The organism is Caulobacter sp. 1776 (genome assembly GCF_040545685.1).
Classification (GTDB): Bacteria; Pseudomonadota; Alphaproteobacteria; order Caulobacterales; family Caulobacteraceae; genus Caulobacter.
The window spans coordinates 1,058,624-1,074,121 of sequence record NZ_JBEPMI010000001.1 but is presented as its reverse complement, the minus strand read 5'-3'; the positions used below and the strand labels follow the sequence as shown (position 1 = coordinate 1,074,121).

The following is a 15,498-nucleotide window of genomic DNA, read 5'->3' as shown; positions in this document are numbered from 1 at the left end:
TGACAGTGTTAGGCTGGGGTCAGGCGTCAAACCCGACGACGCCCGTCGTCAGGTCGTAGGTGGCGGAGACGATCTTCAGGCGGCCCTCTTCCAGCTTCTCGGCCAGGACCCCGTCGGCGACCTTCAAGCGGCCGGCGATGTCGCGGACATTGCGGCGGATGGCGGCGTCCTGCAGGTCGGCCGGGTGGCCCTCCTGAGCCTCCAGCACCGCCGGGATGATCGGCAGCACCATCTCATGCAGCGCGCCGTGCAGCTCGGCGTGCTTGGTCGCCACGTCCACCGCCGCGCCGACCGCGCCGCACTTGGTGTGGCCCAGCACCACGATCAGCGGCGCGCCCAGATGCTCGACGGCGTAGACGATCGAGCCCAGGCCTTCGCGGCTGACGGTCGAGCCCGCGACGCGGATCACGAACAGTTCGCCCAGATTGCAGTCGAAGATCAGTTCCGGCGCGGTGCGGCTGTCGGCGCAGCCGATCACCACCGCGAACGGCTTCTGCCCCTTGGAGAGCTCGGCCACGCGGGCCAAGGTCGGCAGCATCAGATTGGCGCCGCCGCGCGAGAAGATGGTGTTGCCCTGCTTCAGGCGGCCCAAGGCCTCGTCGGGCGTGACCTCCTGCGGCGAGGCGGCGTGAGCCTCCGGCGCGGGGGCCGGCTCGGCCTCCATCGGTTTGACCTTGGCCATGGCCTGGTCGAGCGCGGCCTTGTCGCCGGCCTGGTGCTTTAGGGCGCTGGACGTCCGGCGGCCCTTCCGGGTCAGCAGGCTAGGCTTGGCCGGCCCGTCGCCCTCGGCGAAGGCCAGGGCCGGCGCGGCGACGCCCATCAGGGCTCCCAGCAGGATCCGTCTCGAAACCATCTCGTCCCCCGACGCGGTTTGAATGTCGGGCGGAAGCCTAGGCCCCAACGGCTCAGGAAGGGTTAATCAGCCCTTCACAGCGGCAATTCGGCGCGTTTGACCACCGTGCGCATGGCGATGCTGCTGCTGACCCGCACCACCCCGGGGATCCGCGTCAGCTCCTGGGCGTGGACCCGCTCCAGGTCGTCGACGTCGCGCACCACCAGCCGCAGCAAATAGTCGGAGCCGCCGGTCATCAGGTAGCACTCGGCCACCTCGCGAACATTGGCGATCGCCTTCTCGAAGGCGCTGAGCGCGCTCTCGGCCTGGGACGACAGGGTGACGGTGACGAAGACGCTGAGCGGCAGGCCCACCGCGCGTTCGTCGATCACCGCCGCGTAGCGGCCGATGACTCCCGCCTCCTCCAGCGCTCGCACGCGGCGCAGGCACGCGGACTCGGAAAGATTCACCGCCTCACCCATTTCCACATAGCTGGCGCGACCACGCCTTTGCAGCAGGTGGAGAAGCTTCCGGTCGAAGCTGTCGAGGTTGACGGCGGCTTTCTTCATCAAAACGACCATAACACGCAAGAATCCTGCGGAACAGGGTTCGCTTTGCACGAAATGGCCAAGGAACTTGCGAGCGACGAGGCGTAAACCGGCGTCAAATCGCTTTTGGAGGAAAGCATCATGCGCGTTGGCGTCCCTTCCGAGATCAAACCGGGCGAACACCGGGTCGGGCTCACCCCCACGGCCGTCCGTGAATATGTCGGCCACGGCCACACCGTGATCGTCCAGTCGGGCGCCGGCCTCGGGGCCGGCTATGCCGACGACGTCTATGTGAAGGCCGGCGCGACCATCGTCGCCGACGCCGATGCGGTGTTCGCCGGCGCGGACATGATCGTGAAGGTCAAGGAACCGCAGAAGGTCGAGTGGGAAAAGCTCGAGCCGCGCCACATCCTGTTCACCTACCTGCACCTGGCGCCCGATCCCGCCCAGACCGAAGGCCTGCTGAAGAGCGGTTGCGCGGCCATCGCCTACGAGACGGTCACCGACGCCAAGGGCGGCCTGCCGCTGTTGGCCCCGATGTCGGAAGTGGCCGGCCGGATCGCCGTGTTCTCGGCCGCCGAGACCCTGCTGAAGCACAATGGCGGCATGGGCCTCTTGCTCTGCGGCGTGCCCGGCGTGCCGCCGGCCCGCGTGGTCGTCCTCGGCGGCGGCGTGGTCGGCAGCAACGCCGCCCGCATGGCCGCCGGCCTGGGCGCCGAGGTCGTGGTGCTGGAGCGCTCGATCCCGCGCATGCGCGAGCTGGACGACCTCTATCAAGGCCGCATCCTGACCCGCTATTCGACCTTCGCCGCCGTCGAGGAAGAGATCCTCAAGGCCGATGTGATCATCGGCGCGGTGCTGACCGCCGGCGCGGCCGCGCCCAAGCTGGTCCGTCGCGAACATCTGAAGCAGATGAAGCCGGGCTCGGTGCTGGTCGACGTCTCGATCGACCAGGGCGGCTGCTTCGAGACCAGCAAGCCGACGACCCATGCCGAACCGACCTACACGGTCGACGGCGTCGTCCATTACTGCGTGGCCAACATGCCCGGCGCGGCCCCGCGCACCTCGTCCGAAGCCTTGGGCAACGCTACCCTGCCGTTCGGCCTGGCCCTGGCCGACAAGGGCCTGGACGCGCTGAAGACCAACGTCCACCTGGCCCGCGGCCTCAACGTCCTGAACGGCCAGCTGACCCACCCGGCCGTGGCCGAGGCCCTGGGCAAGGCGTCGGTGGATCCCTACGGGGCTTGGAAGTAGGCCATTAAAACCTGTCATCCCGGCCGCACCCCGGCGAAAGCCGGGGGAGCGGCCTGGACCGCAACAAGCTCAGAGCTTCCGGCGGTCCCGGATCGGCGCGCTAGGCGCTTGTCCGGGATGACAGTTTATTACGCCGCGAAGCGCGCGATGTCCTGCCGGCTCTCCACGAGGTCCAAGACGTCGCCCATGCGGAACGCCGGATCGACCGGGTGCAGGGCGTCGTAGACGGAGCGGGCGAAGGCCAGATCGGCGGCGGTCTTGACCCGCCAGTCCAGCTTCGACCAGTCGCGGGCCGCCTTCAGATGGGCCTGGCTCCAGCGCTGGGGCTGGTTGCGGATGGCGGCGGTCGGCGAGATGCGGGCCGTCGGGTCGCGCTCCTCGGCGGCGGCGGCCTGCAGCGCGCCGACCTTGATCACCTCGACCTCGAGACCGGCCGGGAAGGTGCGGTGCACGCGATTGGAGGTGTAGTCGGCGTCGCTGGCCAGGGCCATACGGACGGCGTCGTCGATGACGCCCGGATCCATGAACGGCGCGTCGCCCTTCAGGCGGACCACGTGACTGACCGAGCTGATCGCCTCGGCGCAGCGGGCGATGCGGGCGAGAATGTCGGCGCCGGCCCCGCGATGGACGGTATGGCCGCGCGAGACCAGGAAACCGGCCAGGGCGTCGTCGACGCTGTCGGTGCTGGTGGCGACGATGATCTTCGAGAGGCAGCGCGCGCCACGCAGGCGCTCGAGCTGGCGCACGATCATCGGCTCGCCCTGGAGCGTGGCCATCGACTTGCCCGGCAGGCGGGACGAGCCCATGCGGGCTTGCAGGACGGCGAGGATCATGACGCGGTTTCCCTTCGTTGGGATCAAGCTAGACCAGATTCATAAAACCCAAGTGAATCAAATGCTTACAAGACGTGAATCAACAGGCCTAATCGCGTGCGCGATCACGGGCCCGACCCAGCCTCGAGTTATAGTCGAGGTTGATTCCGGGAAGGGGCTAGGCGACCCAACGCCGCGGGTCGAGCGCGACCGGATCGTCGATGGCCATCTCGTCCCAGTCGAGGTCCGGCGGCGGGCTCGAGGCGGCGGCGACCACGGCCGACAGCTCGGCGGCCGAATTGACGCCGACCAGCACGGCCGAGCCTTCCGGGCGCGATAGAGCAAAGCCCAGGGCGGCCTGAAGTGGATCCGAACGACCCTCGGCGATCATCCGGCGCACGCGCGACAGACGGCCCGAGGCGCCCTTCAGCTGGGCCGGGACGCGATCGGGCGGCAGGAACAGCAGGCCGTTCAGGAAGATCGAGCGCAGGTGCACCTCGACGCCCATGCCGGCGATGCGTTGCAGCGAGCCGTCGGCCAGTAGGCGCTGGTCGAGCAGCGAGGCCGGGGCTTGCAGAATATCGGGCTTGAAGCGACGGGCCACGCCAACCGGATCGTCGGTGGCGTGGGCGGCGACGCCGATCTTGGCGAACAGCCCCTGGTCCTTTAGGCGCTGCAGGCGGTCCCACAGGGCCGCGCCATGCGGGCCGAACAGCTCGGACGGCGAATGGACGACGATCGCCTCGGCTCGCTCGACGCCGATTCGACGCAGGGTGGCGCGGGCCTCGGCCTCGACGAAGTCGGGGCCGCGGTCGGCGCGGGCGGTGGCGATGGTGACGCGGAACGGCGTCGGACGGGGAATCAGGTCACCCAGCACCGTCTCGGCGCGGCCGAACAGGCCCGAGGCGTCCAGCACCGAAAGGCGGGCGCGGGCGGCGATGTTCAGGATGTCGCGCGTCTCGGCTTCCGGCGAGCGACCGCGCGGCGCCGACGAGCTACCGCCGTCGAGGCCGAACTGGGCTGCCGCCAGACCGAGTTTTGAGACCGAAATGGACATCGCCATCCGTGCGCGAAAAACACCAACAGATGCGAACGGTACGCGCCAAGGTTTGAACATCAGGTTTCTGGAAACTTGCCGAGGCGTTAACATCGCCACGATGACGACCGACCATTCAGGCGACGCCGCCGCCCCGCTCTGGCCCATGCACGGCATGGCCGACGACGCCCGCCCGGCCTTGGCCGCCGCGCTTTCGCGGGGTCCCGCCGCCCTGGCCACCATCATCGCGCTCGGCGACGGCGGGCCCCGTCCGGTCGGGGCCCAGATGGTGTTCGGCGAAGGAATTATTTCCGGCTTTCTCTCGGGCGGCTGCATCGAGGCCGATGTCGAGGTTCACGCCCGAGCCTGCCTCGCGGATGGCCAGCCGCGCCGCCTGGTCTATGGCGAAGGCAGCCCCTGGCCGGACATCCGCCTGCTGTGCGGCGCGCGAATCGAGATCCTGGTCGAGAAGATCGCGCCCGACGATCCGGCGGCCCGCACCCTGCTGGACCTGGCCGCCGCCCGCGCGCCGGCCTTCTGGGTCACCGACGGCTTGAAGCGCCTGTGCGTCGAGGAGCCGCAGGCGCTTTGGCCCGGCGCCTTCGAGCGCGCCTACGACCCCGCGCCGCGGCTGGTGGTGCTGGGCGCCGATCCGACGGCCCTGGCGGTGGCCAGCCTCGGCGCGCAATCGGGTTTCGAGACCTTTCTGGTCCGGCCCAAGGGTCCAGCCGCGCCGCCGCCCCTGGCCAACGTCGCCTATCGCCGCGAGGCGGCCGGCGAAGCCCTGGCCGCGATCGGTCTCGACGCCTGGACCGCCGTCGCCGTCTGCGGCCACGACATCGAGCTGGACCACGCCGCCCTGCTGGCCGCCCTGCCCTCGCCCGCGCCCTATGTCGGCCTGCTGGGCGCGCGGCGGCGGCTGCCGGAGCGGCTCGCGCGGCTGAAGGCCGCGGGCCTGACCGACCGCGACCTCGCCAAGCTGCGCGCGCCCATCGGCCTCGACCTCGGCGGTAAGGCGCCGTTCGAAGTCGCCGTGGCGGTGATCGGCGAGATCATGGCCACGCGGCATGGGCAACCGGCGTTGGCGCGGCGGGTGGAGAAGGCTTGATTTCTCCTGTCATCCCGGAAGCCTCGCAGAGGCTATCCGGGACCGGCGGAAATACGGCGTTTGTCGCGGTCCCGGCTCTCCGCTTCGCTGCGGCCGGGATGACAGGAATTTCTAAACCGGCGCCATCTCCGCCCCGAACGCCGCGATGTCCTCAAGCAGCGCGTTGGCGGCCATGTCGACCAGCTCGCCGCCCTTTTCTGGCGTGGCCTGGGCCGGGTCCGAGCCCATACGGCCGTCGGCGTAGCGGGCGCGGAAGTCGAGCGCCTCGCGGATCGGCCCCGTGGGGGCGATCTTCGGCTCGTAGGGCGTCGTCTTGATCGTCTCCGGATAGGCCCACTGGGTCACGGCGATCTCGGACGGGGTGGCGTGGCTGCCGTGGCCGGTCGGGAATTGGCGGTTGGCCAGGCCGTTGACGCCGGCCAGGTCCCACCAGTTCTTCAGCTTCAGGGCGAACGGCGCGCGTTGCTGGCGGAAGCTGTAGTCGGCGTAGATCTCCGAGAACGCCGCCTCGATCGAGGCGACGTTGCCGCCGTGGCCGTTCAGGAAATAGATCCGCGTGAAGCCGTGCGCCCCCAGCGAGCGCACCCAGTCGCCGATCGCGGCGATGAAGGTCGAGGGCCGCAGGAAGATCGTCCCCGGAAAGGCCAGGTGATGCTGGGCCATGCCGATGTTGAAGGTCGGGGCCACCAGGATCCTGTCGCCGGCCCGCTTGCTGGCCTCGTGAGCGATGATTTCTGGGCATAGCCAGTCCGTGCCCAGCAGGCCCGTCGGGCCGTGCTGCTCGTTCGAGCCGATCGGCACCACCACGGCCTGGCTGGTCTTCAGGCGGGCCTCGATCTCGGACCAGGTCGACAGGGCGAGCAGCATGGGAAACTCCTGGAAACGGTCCGTCCGTTTACGCCCAAACCGCGGTCGCGACACCGTAAAACGCCGTACTTGCATCGCGCCGAGGCCTGGCCTCATGCTGTCCGCCTGGCCGGGGAAGACCCGGCCGCGGAGGAAACGCGATGGCCGAGGGCCATGCCGATCGGGTCTTGTCGGTGCTGCGCGACGGCTCTGCGCCGGCCCTGTCGCCGATCGCCGCCTCATGGCGGCGCTGCCTGACCCAGCATCATCTCGATCCCGAGAACCGTAAGCCGCCCGAGACGCTGTCCGGCGCGGAGTTGCGCGAGGCGCAAGAGCGCATGGGGCCGCTGCTGGCCGCGGCCCAGGACAATCTGGACGCCTTGTTCCAGGCGGTCGGCGAGGCCGGCTGCTGCGTGCTGTTGACCAACGCGGAGGGCGTCCCGGTCGATCGCCGCGGCGTGGCGGGTGACGACGCGGTCTTCCGCCGCTGGGGGTTGTGGCAGGGCGCGGTCTGGAGCGAGGCGCGCGAAGGCACCAACGGCATCGGCACATGCCTGGCCGAACAGCGCGTGCTGACGATCCATCGCGACCAGCACTTCCATACCCGTAACATCGGCCTCTCGTGCACCGTCGCGCCGCTGTTCGACCCGCGGGGTCGCTTGGCGGGCGCCCTGGATGTCTCGTCGTGCCGCCCCGGGTTGGAAGGGCTGTCTAGTCTGGTCGAGCGGATCGCCGCCGACGCCGCCCGTCGCATCGAAATCCGCGCCTTCCGCGAGGCCTTTCCCAAGGCGCGGATCGTGCTGCTGCCCGAGCAGGACGGCGAGCGCGCCTCGGTCCCGATGCTGGCGGTCGACGGCGACGACCTGGTCATCGGCGCCACCCGGGCCGCGCGCCAGGCGCTGAAGCTGACCGACGAAATCCTGCGCCGAGGCTTGCCCTCGCCGGACCGTTCCGCCGACCTCGACGAGGCCGAGCGCGCCGCCGTCCGCCGGGCGCTGAGCCAGTCGGGGGGCAATGTCTCGGCCGCCGCCGCCCTGCTGGGCCTGTCGCGCGCCACTCTGAACCGCAAGCTCAAGCGCCTGGACCTGGCGCGCGGTCGCGAGTTCCACTGAACCTGTCTCGGATTTGAGACACTTTGAACGGCGCTGTTCGGCGCCCGGCTTCGCCGGCGCCAGCACGGGGCGCAGGTTTGCCTCAGACGCCCGCCGAAAAGGCGGCACGGAGGAAACCATGACCAAACCCGAATTCATCGAGTCCCTGTCGCGTCCGCCGTTCAAGGCGCGCTACGACAACTTCATCGGCGGCCAGTGGGTCGCCCCGGCCGATGGCCGCTACTTCGACAACAGCTCGCCGATCCACGGCAAGAAGATCTGCGAGATCGCCCGCTCGCAGGATATCGACATCGAGCGCGCCCTCGACGCCGCCCACGCCGCCAAGGCCGCCTGGGGCAAGACCAGCGTCGCCGAACGGTCGCGGATACTGCTACGCATCGCCGACCGCATGGAGGAAAACCTCGAGACCCTGGCCACCGCCGAGACCTGGGACAACGGCAAGCCGATCCGCGAGACCCTGGCCGCCGACATCCCGCTGGCCATCGACCACTTCCGTTATTTCGCCGGCTGCCTGCGCGGCCAGGAAGGTTCGATCTCCGAGATCGACCACGACACCGTCGCCTATCACTTTCACGAGCCGCTGGGGGTGGTCGGCCAGATCATCCCGTGGAACTTCCCACTGTTGATGGCCTGCTGGAAGCTGGCCCCGGCCTTGGCGGCCGGCAACTGCGTGGTGCTGAAGCCCGCCGAGCAGACCCCGGCCTCGATCATGGTCTGGGCCGAGCTGATCGGCGACCTCCTGCCCGCCGGCGTGCTCAACATCGTCAACGGCTTCGGCGTCGAAGCCGGCAAGCCGCTCGCCTCGAGCCCGCGCGTCGCCAAGATCGCCTTCACCGGCGAGACCTCGACGGGCCGGCTGATCATGCAGTACGCCAGCCAGAACCTGATCCCGGTGACCCTGGAGCTGGGCGGCAAGTCGCCGAACATCTTCTTCGACGACGTGATGCGCGAGGACGACGATTACTTCGACAAGGCGCTGGAGGGCTTCACCATGTTCGCCCTGAACCAGGGCGAGGTCTGCACGTGCCCCAGCCGGGCCCTGGTGCAGGAGTCGATCTACGAGCGGTTCATGGAAAAGGCGCTCGAGCGCGTCAACGCCGTGGTCCAGGGCAGCCCACTGGATCCGGCCACCATGATCGGCGCCCAGGCCTCCGAGGAACAGCTGAACAAGATCCTCGGCTATATGGACATCGGCCGCGACGAAGGCGCCAAGCTGCTGGCCGGCGGCCATCGCAAGATCCTGCCGGGGCAGTTGGCCGACGGCTACTATGTCGAGCCGACCGTGTTCGAGGGCCACAACAAGATGCGGATCTTCCAGGAGGAAATCTTCGGCCCGGTCCTGGCGGTGACGACCTTCAAGACCGAGGACGAGGCGCTCGCGATCGCCAACGACACCGCCTTCGGCCTCGGCGCGGGCGTGTGGAGCCGCGACGCCAACCGCTGTTACCGCTTTGGCCGGGGCATCGAGGCCGGTCGCGTCTGGACCAACTGCTACCATGCCTATCCGGCCCACGCGGCCTTCGGCGGCTACAAGCAGTCGGGCGTGGGCCGCGAGACCCACAAGATGATGCTCGACCACTATCAGCAGACCAAGAACATGCTGGTCAGCTACAGCCCCAAGGCATTGGGTTTCTTCTAATCGCCGATTGAACTGTCATCCCGGCCCAGCGCGAAGCGCGGCGAGCCGGGACCGCCGGAAGCGCCGAGCTTTCTACGGTCCCGGCTCTTCGCTTCGCTGCGGCCGGGATGACAGGTTTGCCGCCGAGAAACCGCAATGGTCTTCTTGCGTCCAGCGGCTGGCTTCGCCTATTCCGGCGGCCAACGAAATACGGGAGTGCGGCTGTGAGCGACGGACAGGTTTTTCCGGTTCCCCAGGACCTGGCGGAGCAGGCGCATATCGACGCCGCCGCCTATGACGCCGCCGTGGCCCGCGTCGAGGCCGACCCCGAGGGCTATTGGCGCGACATCGCCGCGCGCCTGGACTGGATCAAGCCGCCGACCCGGATCAAGGACGTCTCCTACAACAAGGACGACTTCCGTATCCGCTGGTACGAGGACGGCGTCCTCAACGTCTCGGCCAACTGCCTGGACCGCCACCTGCCCGCCAAGAAGGACGACGTTGCCCTGATCTTCGAGGGCGACGAGCCGGGGACCTCCAGCACCCTGACCTACGGTCAGCTGCACGAGGAGGTCTGCCGCATGGCCAACGTCCTCAAGGAGCTAGGAGTCAAGAAGGGCGATCGGGTCACGATCTACCTGCCGATGGTTCCGGTGGCCGCCGCCGCCATGCTGGCCTGCGCCCGCATCGGCGCGGTGCACTCGGTGGTGTTCGGCGGCTTCTCGCCCGACAGCATCGCCGGCCGCATCAAGGACTGCGAGTCGCGGATCGTCATCACCGCCGACCAGGGCCGCCGCGGCGGCAAGCGCGTGCCGCTGAAGGCCAATGTCGACGAAGCGCTGCTACAGTGCCCCGAGGTCGAGAAGGTGCTGCTGATCCGCTGGACCGGCGCCGAGGTTCCGCTCGTCAAGGGCCGGGACGTGGTCTGGAACGACGTCCGCGACACGGTGTCGGCCGACTGCCCGCCCGAGCCGATGAACGCGGAGGATCCGCTGTTCATCCTCTACACCTCGGGTTCGACGGGAAAGCCCAAGGGCGTGCTGCACACCACCGGCGGCTACCTGGCCTGGGCCTCTTGGACCTTCTGGGCGGTGTTCGACTACAAGCCCGGCGAAGTGTTCTGGTGCACGGCCGACGTGGGCTGGGTCACCGGCCACAGCTATGTCGTCTACGGCCCGCTGGCCAATGGCGGGACCAGCCTGATCTTCGAAGGCGTGCCGAACTATCCGACCCCCAGCCGCTTCTGGGAGGTGATCGACAAGCACAAGGTCGAGATCTTCTACACCGCCCCGACGGCCCTGCGCGCCCTGATGCGCGAGGGCGACGAGCACGTGACCAAGAACGATCTGTCGTCCCTGCGCGTGCTGGGCAGCGTCGGCGAGCCGATCAATCCCGAAGCCTGGCTCTGGTACCACCGCGTGGTCGGCAAGGAGCGCCTGCCGATCGTCGACACCTGGTGGCAGACCGAGACCGGCGGCATGCTGATCACCCCGCTGCCGGGCGCCACGGCCCTGAAGCCGGGCTCGGCCTCCAAGCCGCTGCCGGGCGTCAAGCCGCAGCTGGTCGACGCCGAAGGCGCGGTCCTGGACGGCGCGACCGAGGGCAATCTCGTCATCACCGACAGCTGGCCGGGCCAGATGCGCACGGTCTATGGCGACCATCAGCGGTTCTTCGAGACCTATTTCTCGACCTATCCCGGCAAGTACTTCACCGGCGACGGCTGCCGCCGCGACGGCGACGGCTACTACTGGATCACCGGCCGGGTCGACGACGTGATCAACGTCTCGGGCCATCGCCTGGGCACCGCCGAGATCGAGAGCGCCCTGGTCGCCCACGAGGCCGTCGCCGAGGCCGCCGTGGTCGGCTATCCGCACGACATCAAGGGCCAGGGTGTCTACGCCTATGTCACCCTGAAAGCCGGCGTCGAGGCGACCGACCCACTGCGCAAGGACCTGATCCTGTGGGTCCGCCACGAGATCGGCCCGTTCGCCGCCCCGGACATCCTCCAATGGGCGCCGGGCCTGCCCAAGACCCGCTCGGGCAAGATCATGCGCCGCATCCTGCGCAAGATCGCCGAGAACGAACTGGGCAGCCTGGGCGACACCTCGACCCTGGCCGACCCTTCGGTGGTCGACGATCTGGTGAAAAATCGAGCCGGCGCGTAGCGAAGAGCGCGCCGGCCGCGTTAGCTTCAGCATGATGCGCCGGCTTGTCGTTCTTTTCGCTTTTCTCGTCCTGGCCGGCCCCGCCCGGGCGGCCGCCGAGTGGGACATAAAGGGCGACGGCATCGCGGTCGAAGCTCATGCCGACGACCACGGCCGGGGGATGGTGCGCGCCAGCGTCGACATCGCCGCCCCGCCGGCCGTCGTGTTCCGCGTCATCCTCGACTGCGACCGCGCCGCGCGGATGAGCCCCGGCGTGAAGAGCTGCCGCGTCGTCTCCCGCGCGCCCGACGGGACCGAGATCCGCGAGCACACGGTCAAGTGGGGCTTCTTCCTGCCGACCTTGCGTTCGACCTCACGCGTGACCCTGGAGCCGGACCGGGAGATCCACTTCACCTGCATCGGCGGCGACATACGCGCCTGCGACGGGTCATGGCGGCTGGAGCCGCTGGACGGCGGACAGCGCACCCGGGTCATCTACGACATGTGGGCCACCTCGCCGTTCGCGGTCCCCGCCGGTCTGATCAGCGGCATGATGCGCCACGATGTGCCGCAATCGCTGAGGGCCCTGCGGCGGGAGTGCGAGGGCGGATGAACGAAGATCGGCTAGCGCCGGACGGCCTGATGCTGTTCGACGGCGTCTGCCATCTCTGCGACGGGACGGTGCGGACGGCGCTGCGGCTGGATCGTGACGGCGTGATCCGCTTCACGCCCCTGCAGTCTCCCTATGGTCGGGCTCTCGCCCGCGCCCATGGCCTGGATCCGGACACGCCCGAAAGCTTCCTGTTCCTCGACCACGGCCGCCCCCTGGCCAAGACCGCCGCGATCGGCGCGCTGCTGCGCCGCCTGCGCGCGCCTTGGCGCTGGCTGGCCTTCGTCGACCGCCTACCGCGCAAACCGATGGACGCCGCCTACGACTGGATCGCGACCAACCGCTACCGGCTGCTGGGCAAGAAGGACCGCTGCATGGTCCCGACGGCGGAACAGCGGGCGCGATTCGTGCTGGACTAGCGCGCGTCCTAAAACAACGCCGCCACGCTCTCGGCGCTGTAGGGCTTCTGCAGCACCGGCGACTCTTTGAACCGGTCCGGGAAGGCGGCGCTGTCGCCGAAGCCGGTGCCGAACGCGAACGGCACGCCGGCGGCTTGCAGGGCGTCGGCGACCGGGAAACTGGTCTCCGCGCCCAGATTGACGTCGAGGATCGCGAACGGCGGCAGACCATCGGCCAGGGCGTCCAAGGCCTGGGCGACGCTGGACGCCACCGTCACCTGCCTGACGCCTAGACGGGTCAGCATGTCCTCCAGGTCGAGGGCGATGATCATGTTGTCTTCCAAGACCAGCATCCGGTCGGGCGCGCGGACCGGCGTATCCGTACGCCGGGGCTGAGACACGGCGGCCGTGACGCCGTCGGTGCTGACATAGCGACCGGGGATGCGGATCCGGGCCTGGAAGCCTTCGGGCCGGTAGTCGAGGCTCACCTCGCCGTTCAGGTCGTGCGGGATCGAGTGCTCGATGATCGTCGAGCCGAAGCCCCGCCGGGTCGGCGGCTTGACCGGCGGACCGTCGCGCTCGCGCCAGTCGATCATCAGGTCGCCCTTGGCGTCGCGCGCCCAGTCGATCGTCACCTGGCCGCGCTGGTCACACAAGGCGCCATACTTGGCCGAGTTGGTCATCAGCTCGTGGATGACCAGCGACAGGATCGAGAAGGCGTCGGGGGCCAGGGCGGTCGGCGCGCCATTGAGCTTCACGCGCTCGGCCTTACCAGACAGGTTGGGCCCTGACAGATAGGCCTCGGCCTCGGCGGTGATCAGATCGCTGAGCGCGCCCGGCCCCCATTGGTGGCGGGTGATCTGGTCGTGAGCTCGGGCGAGGGCCTGGACCCGACCGCCGATCACCTCGGCGAATTCCTCGACGCTGGAGACACCCGAGCGGCTCTGGCTGATCAGGCCGCGGATCAGGCCGAGGATGTTGCGCACCCGGTGGTTCAGCTCGGCGATCAGCAATTCCTGGCGCTGGTTGGCGCGCTGACGCTCCTCGTCGGCCAGATCGGTCAGGCGGAAGACGATCTCCAGCAGGCTGGCGCGCATGCCCTCGGCCAGGGAACGCTCGACCAGGGTCCACGGCCGGCTCTGGCCGCGCACGGTCTCCTCCCACGCCTCGAAACTCTTGCGCGGGGTCAGGCGGTCGCCCAGCGGCCCCACCTGAACCAGCTTGGCCGGCTGTCCGGCCCAGACCACGGTCGTGGCTTCTTCCTTGCGAAAAAAGATCAGGTAGTCGCGCGGAGCCCGCGACAACGGGATGGCCAGCATGCCGGCCGCCTTGCCCGTCCAGGCGGCGGCCGAGGGCAGCAGGGTGGCGATCTCGTTGGTGGCGAACACCGAGTGGGTGTCCTTGTCGCGCAACAGGCGGATCAGGGTATGGACGTCGCTGGCGTCGGGCGTTGAATCGCGCAGGGTCAGCCGCCCCCCCAGCCACACGGCCAAGCCGTCGCAGTGCACCAGCCGGCAGAGGTCGTCGAGATAGGGGCTGAGACTGTCGGCGCCGGCGCTGGCCTTGACCACCGCGTTCATCATGCGGTCGTGCAGGTTGCGGGCCTCGGCCATGCGCCGGGTCTCGATCTCGCGCTCGCGGCTTTCCAGGGTCAGGGAGAAGAGCTGGCCGAACAGCTCGGCGGCCGTGCGGCGCTCGTAGCTGATATGCTTGGGGGCGTAGTGGTGGCACGCGAACAGGCCCCACAGCTTGCCGTCCCGCAGGATCGAGATCGATAGTGAGGCCGCCACGCCCATGTTGCGCAGGTACTCGATATGGATCGGCGAGACGGCCCGCAACATGCTCATCGACAGGTCGACAGGCTCGCCCGTGGCGCTCACGCGCGGGACGATCGGCGAAACCTCGGCGTCGACGTCGACGATGATCCGCAGCCAGTTTCGTTCGTACAGGGCCCGGGCCTGGACGGGGATGTCGGAGGCCGGATAGCGCTGACCCAGGAACGACCCGATCCCCGGGCGCACCGACTCGGCGATCACCTCGCCGGCGCCGTCATGGCCGAAGCGATAGACCATCACCCGATCGAACTCAGTCAGGGCCCGCACCTGGCGGGCGGCCTCGTGACAGAACTCCTCGAAGGTCGGCCGCGCGGCGATCCGCATGGTCATCGAGCGTACGGCCGAGGCCGCCTCGATCAGCGGCTCGGCCTGACTCGGTTCGCCCTCGACGATCAGCAGGCGGCCGGAATAATGCAGGGCCAGGTCGAAGTCCTCGCCGCCATCCAACAGCGGCTGGCCGAACATGCGCTCCACCGCGTCGGCGCCGCGCATGATTTGCAGGCGGCCACGGATGTTGTGGATGGCGTGGCCGCTCATCACCTGGCCTAGCGGCTTGCCCAGCAGGTCTTCGGCGGCGACGCCTAGATAGCGCAGGGTGGTGGTCGAGGCGTGGACCACCAGCCAATCGGAATTGACCGCCAACAGGAAGCCGAACGGCTGCACCGAGCCCAGGATATGGATCGGTTCCCGATCGCAATTGGTCAGATCGACTTCAAACCCGGACATGGGCGCCGGTTCGGGCATTCGGGGCTCCAGTCGGGGCTAGGGTCTCGAACGCGTCCGAGAAGCACTGAAACCCATATCGCGCACCCCGCTCGGCGGCGTCTGTCTCGAACCCGACTTTGGGTATTGCATCAAGCCAAGTTAGAAAGGTTCGCCACAGATCCTCCTCCTCGCCGTGCGCCAGATAGGCCAATGGCAGGCCGGCGCCGGCCGCGCGGACCCGGCGAGCGAGAAAGCGAGCGCCTAGTCTGGACCCCTCCAGCACGTAGAGCAGGCCCGCGCCAAAGTCGCGGGACGGGACGAAACAGGGCGAAGATGGAGGAACGTCCAGACCCATCGCGACGAGGTCTTTGGCCAAGACGGCGCGCCGCCCGCGCTGGGGCCAGTCGGGCAGCCATTCGGCGACGCCGGCCCGCTCGAGAGCCAGTTCCATGGGCGCCAAGGCGATGGCCGAGGCCGTCAGGAACGCGCCATAGCCCCGCGGCGTGTCGATGCGCCAGCCGGAGACGACGTCGTCCAGCGCGGCGTGGCTCGCGGAGGTCGCCGCGCGCAGGCGATCGCGGAGCGAGATGTCTGGCAAGATTTCTCCCACGGCGGACCAACCCTACGACGCCGAGGGGGC

The 15,498-nt window shown here is 68.9% G+C and carries 14 protein-coding genes; 7 read left to right on the top strand and 7 right to left on the bottom strand.

The genetic code is table 11. From position 1 onward, the window contains the following. Positions 1-19: 19 nt before the first annotated feature. Entirely contained in the window at positions 20-853 is an 834-nt protein-coding gene (locus ABIC66_RS05050) for a carbonic anhydrase (protein WP_354068280.1), read from the bottom strand. Positions 854-927: 74 nt separating this feature from the next. Beyond that, positions 928-1,401 carry an Lrp/AsnC family transcriptional regulator gene (locus ABIC66_RS05045; protein ID WP_354068279.1) on the bottom strand — a complete coding sequence of 158 codons (474 nt, stop codon included), beginning with the start codon at positions 1,399-1,401 and terminating at the stop codon, positions 928-930. 120 nt (positions 1,402-1,521) lie between these two features. Between ABIC66_RS05045 and ald the strand changes: the two genes are divergently transcribed. Beyond that, positions 1,522-2,634, top strand: a complete 1,113-nt coding sequence (gene ald, locus ABIC66_RS05040; protein ID WP_354068278.1) for an alanine dehydrogenase — start codon at positions 1,522-1,524, stop codon at positions 2,632-2,634. 128 nt (positions 2,635-2,762) lie between these two features. Here ald and ABIC66_RS05035 read toward each other — a convergent pair whose 3' ends face one another. Both ABIC66_RS05035 and ABIC66_RS05030 read right to left on the bottom strand, forming a co-directional pair. Then, complete coding sequence (locus ABIC66_RS05035; protein ID WP_354068277.1) at positions 2,763-3,467, bottom strand: glycosyltransferase family protein; 705 nt, start codon at positions 3,465-3,467, stop codon at positions 2,763-2,765. A gap of 157 nt (positions 3,468-3,624) precedes the next feature. Beyond that, entirely contained in the window at positions 3,625-4,503 is an 879-nt protein-coding gene (locus tag ABIC66_RS05030) for a bifunctional regulator KidO (RefSeq protein WP_354068276.1), read from the bottom strand. On the opposite strand from ABIC66_RS05030, the gene ABIC66_RS05025 reads away from it, so the two are divergent. Continuing rightward, positions 4,496-5,590 carry an XdhC family protein gene (locus tag ABIC66_RS05025; RefSeq protein WP_354068275.1) on the top strand — a complete coding sequence of 365 codons (1,095 nt, stop codon included), beginning with the start codon at positions 4,496-4,498 and terminating at the stop codon, positions 5,588-5,590. The genes ABIC66_RS05030 and ABIC66_RS05025 overlap by 8 nt on opposite strands. Before the next feature lie 111 nt (positions 5,591-5,701). Here ABIC66_RS05025 and ABIC66_RS05020 read toward each other — a convergent pair whose 3' ends face one another. Beyond that, positions 5,702-6,457 (bottom strand): creatininase family protein, encoded by a 756-nt coding sequence (locus tag ABIC66_RS05020; protein ID WP_354068274.1) that lies wholly within the window; start codon positions 6,455-6,457, stop codon positions 5,702-5,704. Positions 6,458-6,597: 140 nt separating this feature from the next. On the opposite strand from ABIC66_RS05020, the gene ABIC66_RS05015 reads away from it, so the two are divergent. The 5 genes from ABIC66_RS05015 to ABIC66_RS04995 all read left to right on the top strand — a co-directional run bounded on the left by ABIC66_RS05015 (position 6,598) and on the right by ABIC66_RS04995 (position 12,339). Then, a complete protein-coding gene (locus tag ABIC66_RS05015) occupies positions 6,598-7,548 on the top strand; it encodes a GAF domain-containing protein (protein WP_354068273.1) in 951 nt (316 codons plus the stop codon). 118 nt (positions 7,549-7,666) lie between these two features. After that, complete coding sequence (adh, locus tag ABIC66_RS05010; RefSeq protein WP_354068272.1) at positions 7,667-9,187, top strand: aldehyde dehydrogenase; 1,521 nt, start codon at positions 7,667-7,669, stop codon at positions 9,185-9,187. 203 nt (positions 9,188-9,390) lie between these two features. Beyond that, positions 9,391-11,331, top strand: coding sequence for an acetate--CoA ligase (gene acs, locus ABIC66_RS05005; protein ID WP_354068271.1), 1,941 nt, complete (start codon positions 9,391-9,393; stop codon positions 11,329-11,331). 34 nt (positions 11,332-11,365) lie between these two features. Further along, the gene (locus ABIC66_RS05000) at positions 11,366-11,923 is read left to right on the top strand and encodes an SRPBCC family protein (RefSeq protein ID WP_354068369.1); all 558 of its coding nucleotides are present in this window, start codon (positions 11,366-11,368) and stop codon (positions 11,921-11,923) included. Next, positions 11,920-12,339 carry a thiol-disulfide oxidoreductase DCC family protein gene (locus ABIC66_RS04995; protein WP_354068270.1) on the top strand — a complete coding sequence of 140 codons (420 nt, stop codon included), beginning with the start codon at positions 11,920-11,922 and terminating at the stop codon, positions 12,337-12,339. The genes ABIC66_RS05000 and ABIC66_RS04995 overlap by 4 nt, the downstream gene beginning before the upstream one ends. Before the next feature lie 8 nt (positions 12,340-12,347). Here ABIC66_RS04995 and ABIC66_RS04990 read toward each other — a convergent pair whose 3' ends face one another. Together ABIC66_RS04990 and ABIC66_RS04985 are read right to left on the bottom strand one after the other, a co-directional pair. Continuing rightward, positions 12,348-14,879: an HWE histidine kinase domain-containing protein gene (locus ABIC66_RS04990; protein WP_354068269.1), complete on the bottom strand. Its 2,532-nt coding sequence runs from the start codon at positions 14,877-14,879 to the stop codon at positions 12,348-12,350. Further along, complete coding sequence (locus tag ABIC66_RS04985; RefSeq protein WP_354068268.1) at positions 14,866-15,456, bottom strand: biliverdin-producing heme oxygenase; 591 nt, start codon at positions 15,454-15,456, stop codon at positions 14,866-14,868. Before ABIC66_RS04985 ends, ABIC66_RS04990 begins: the two co-directional genes overlap by 14 nt. Positions 15,457-15,498: the final 42 nt, after the last annotated feature.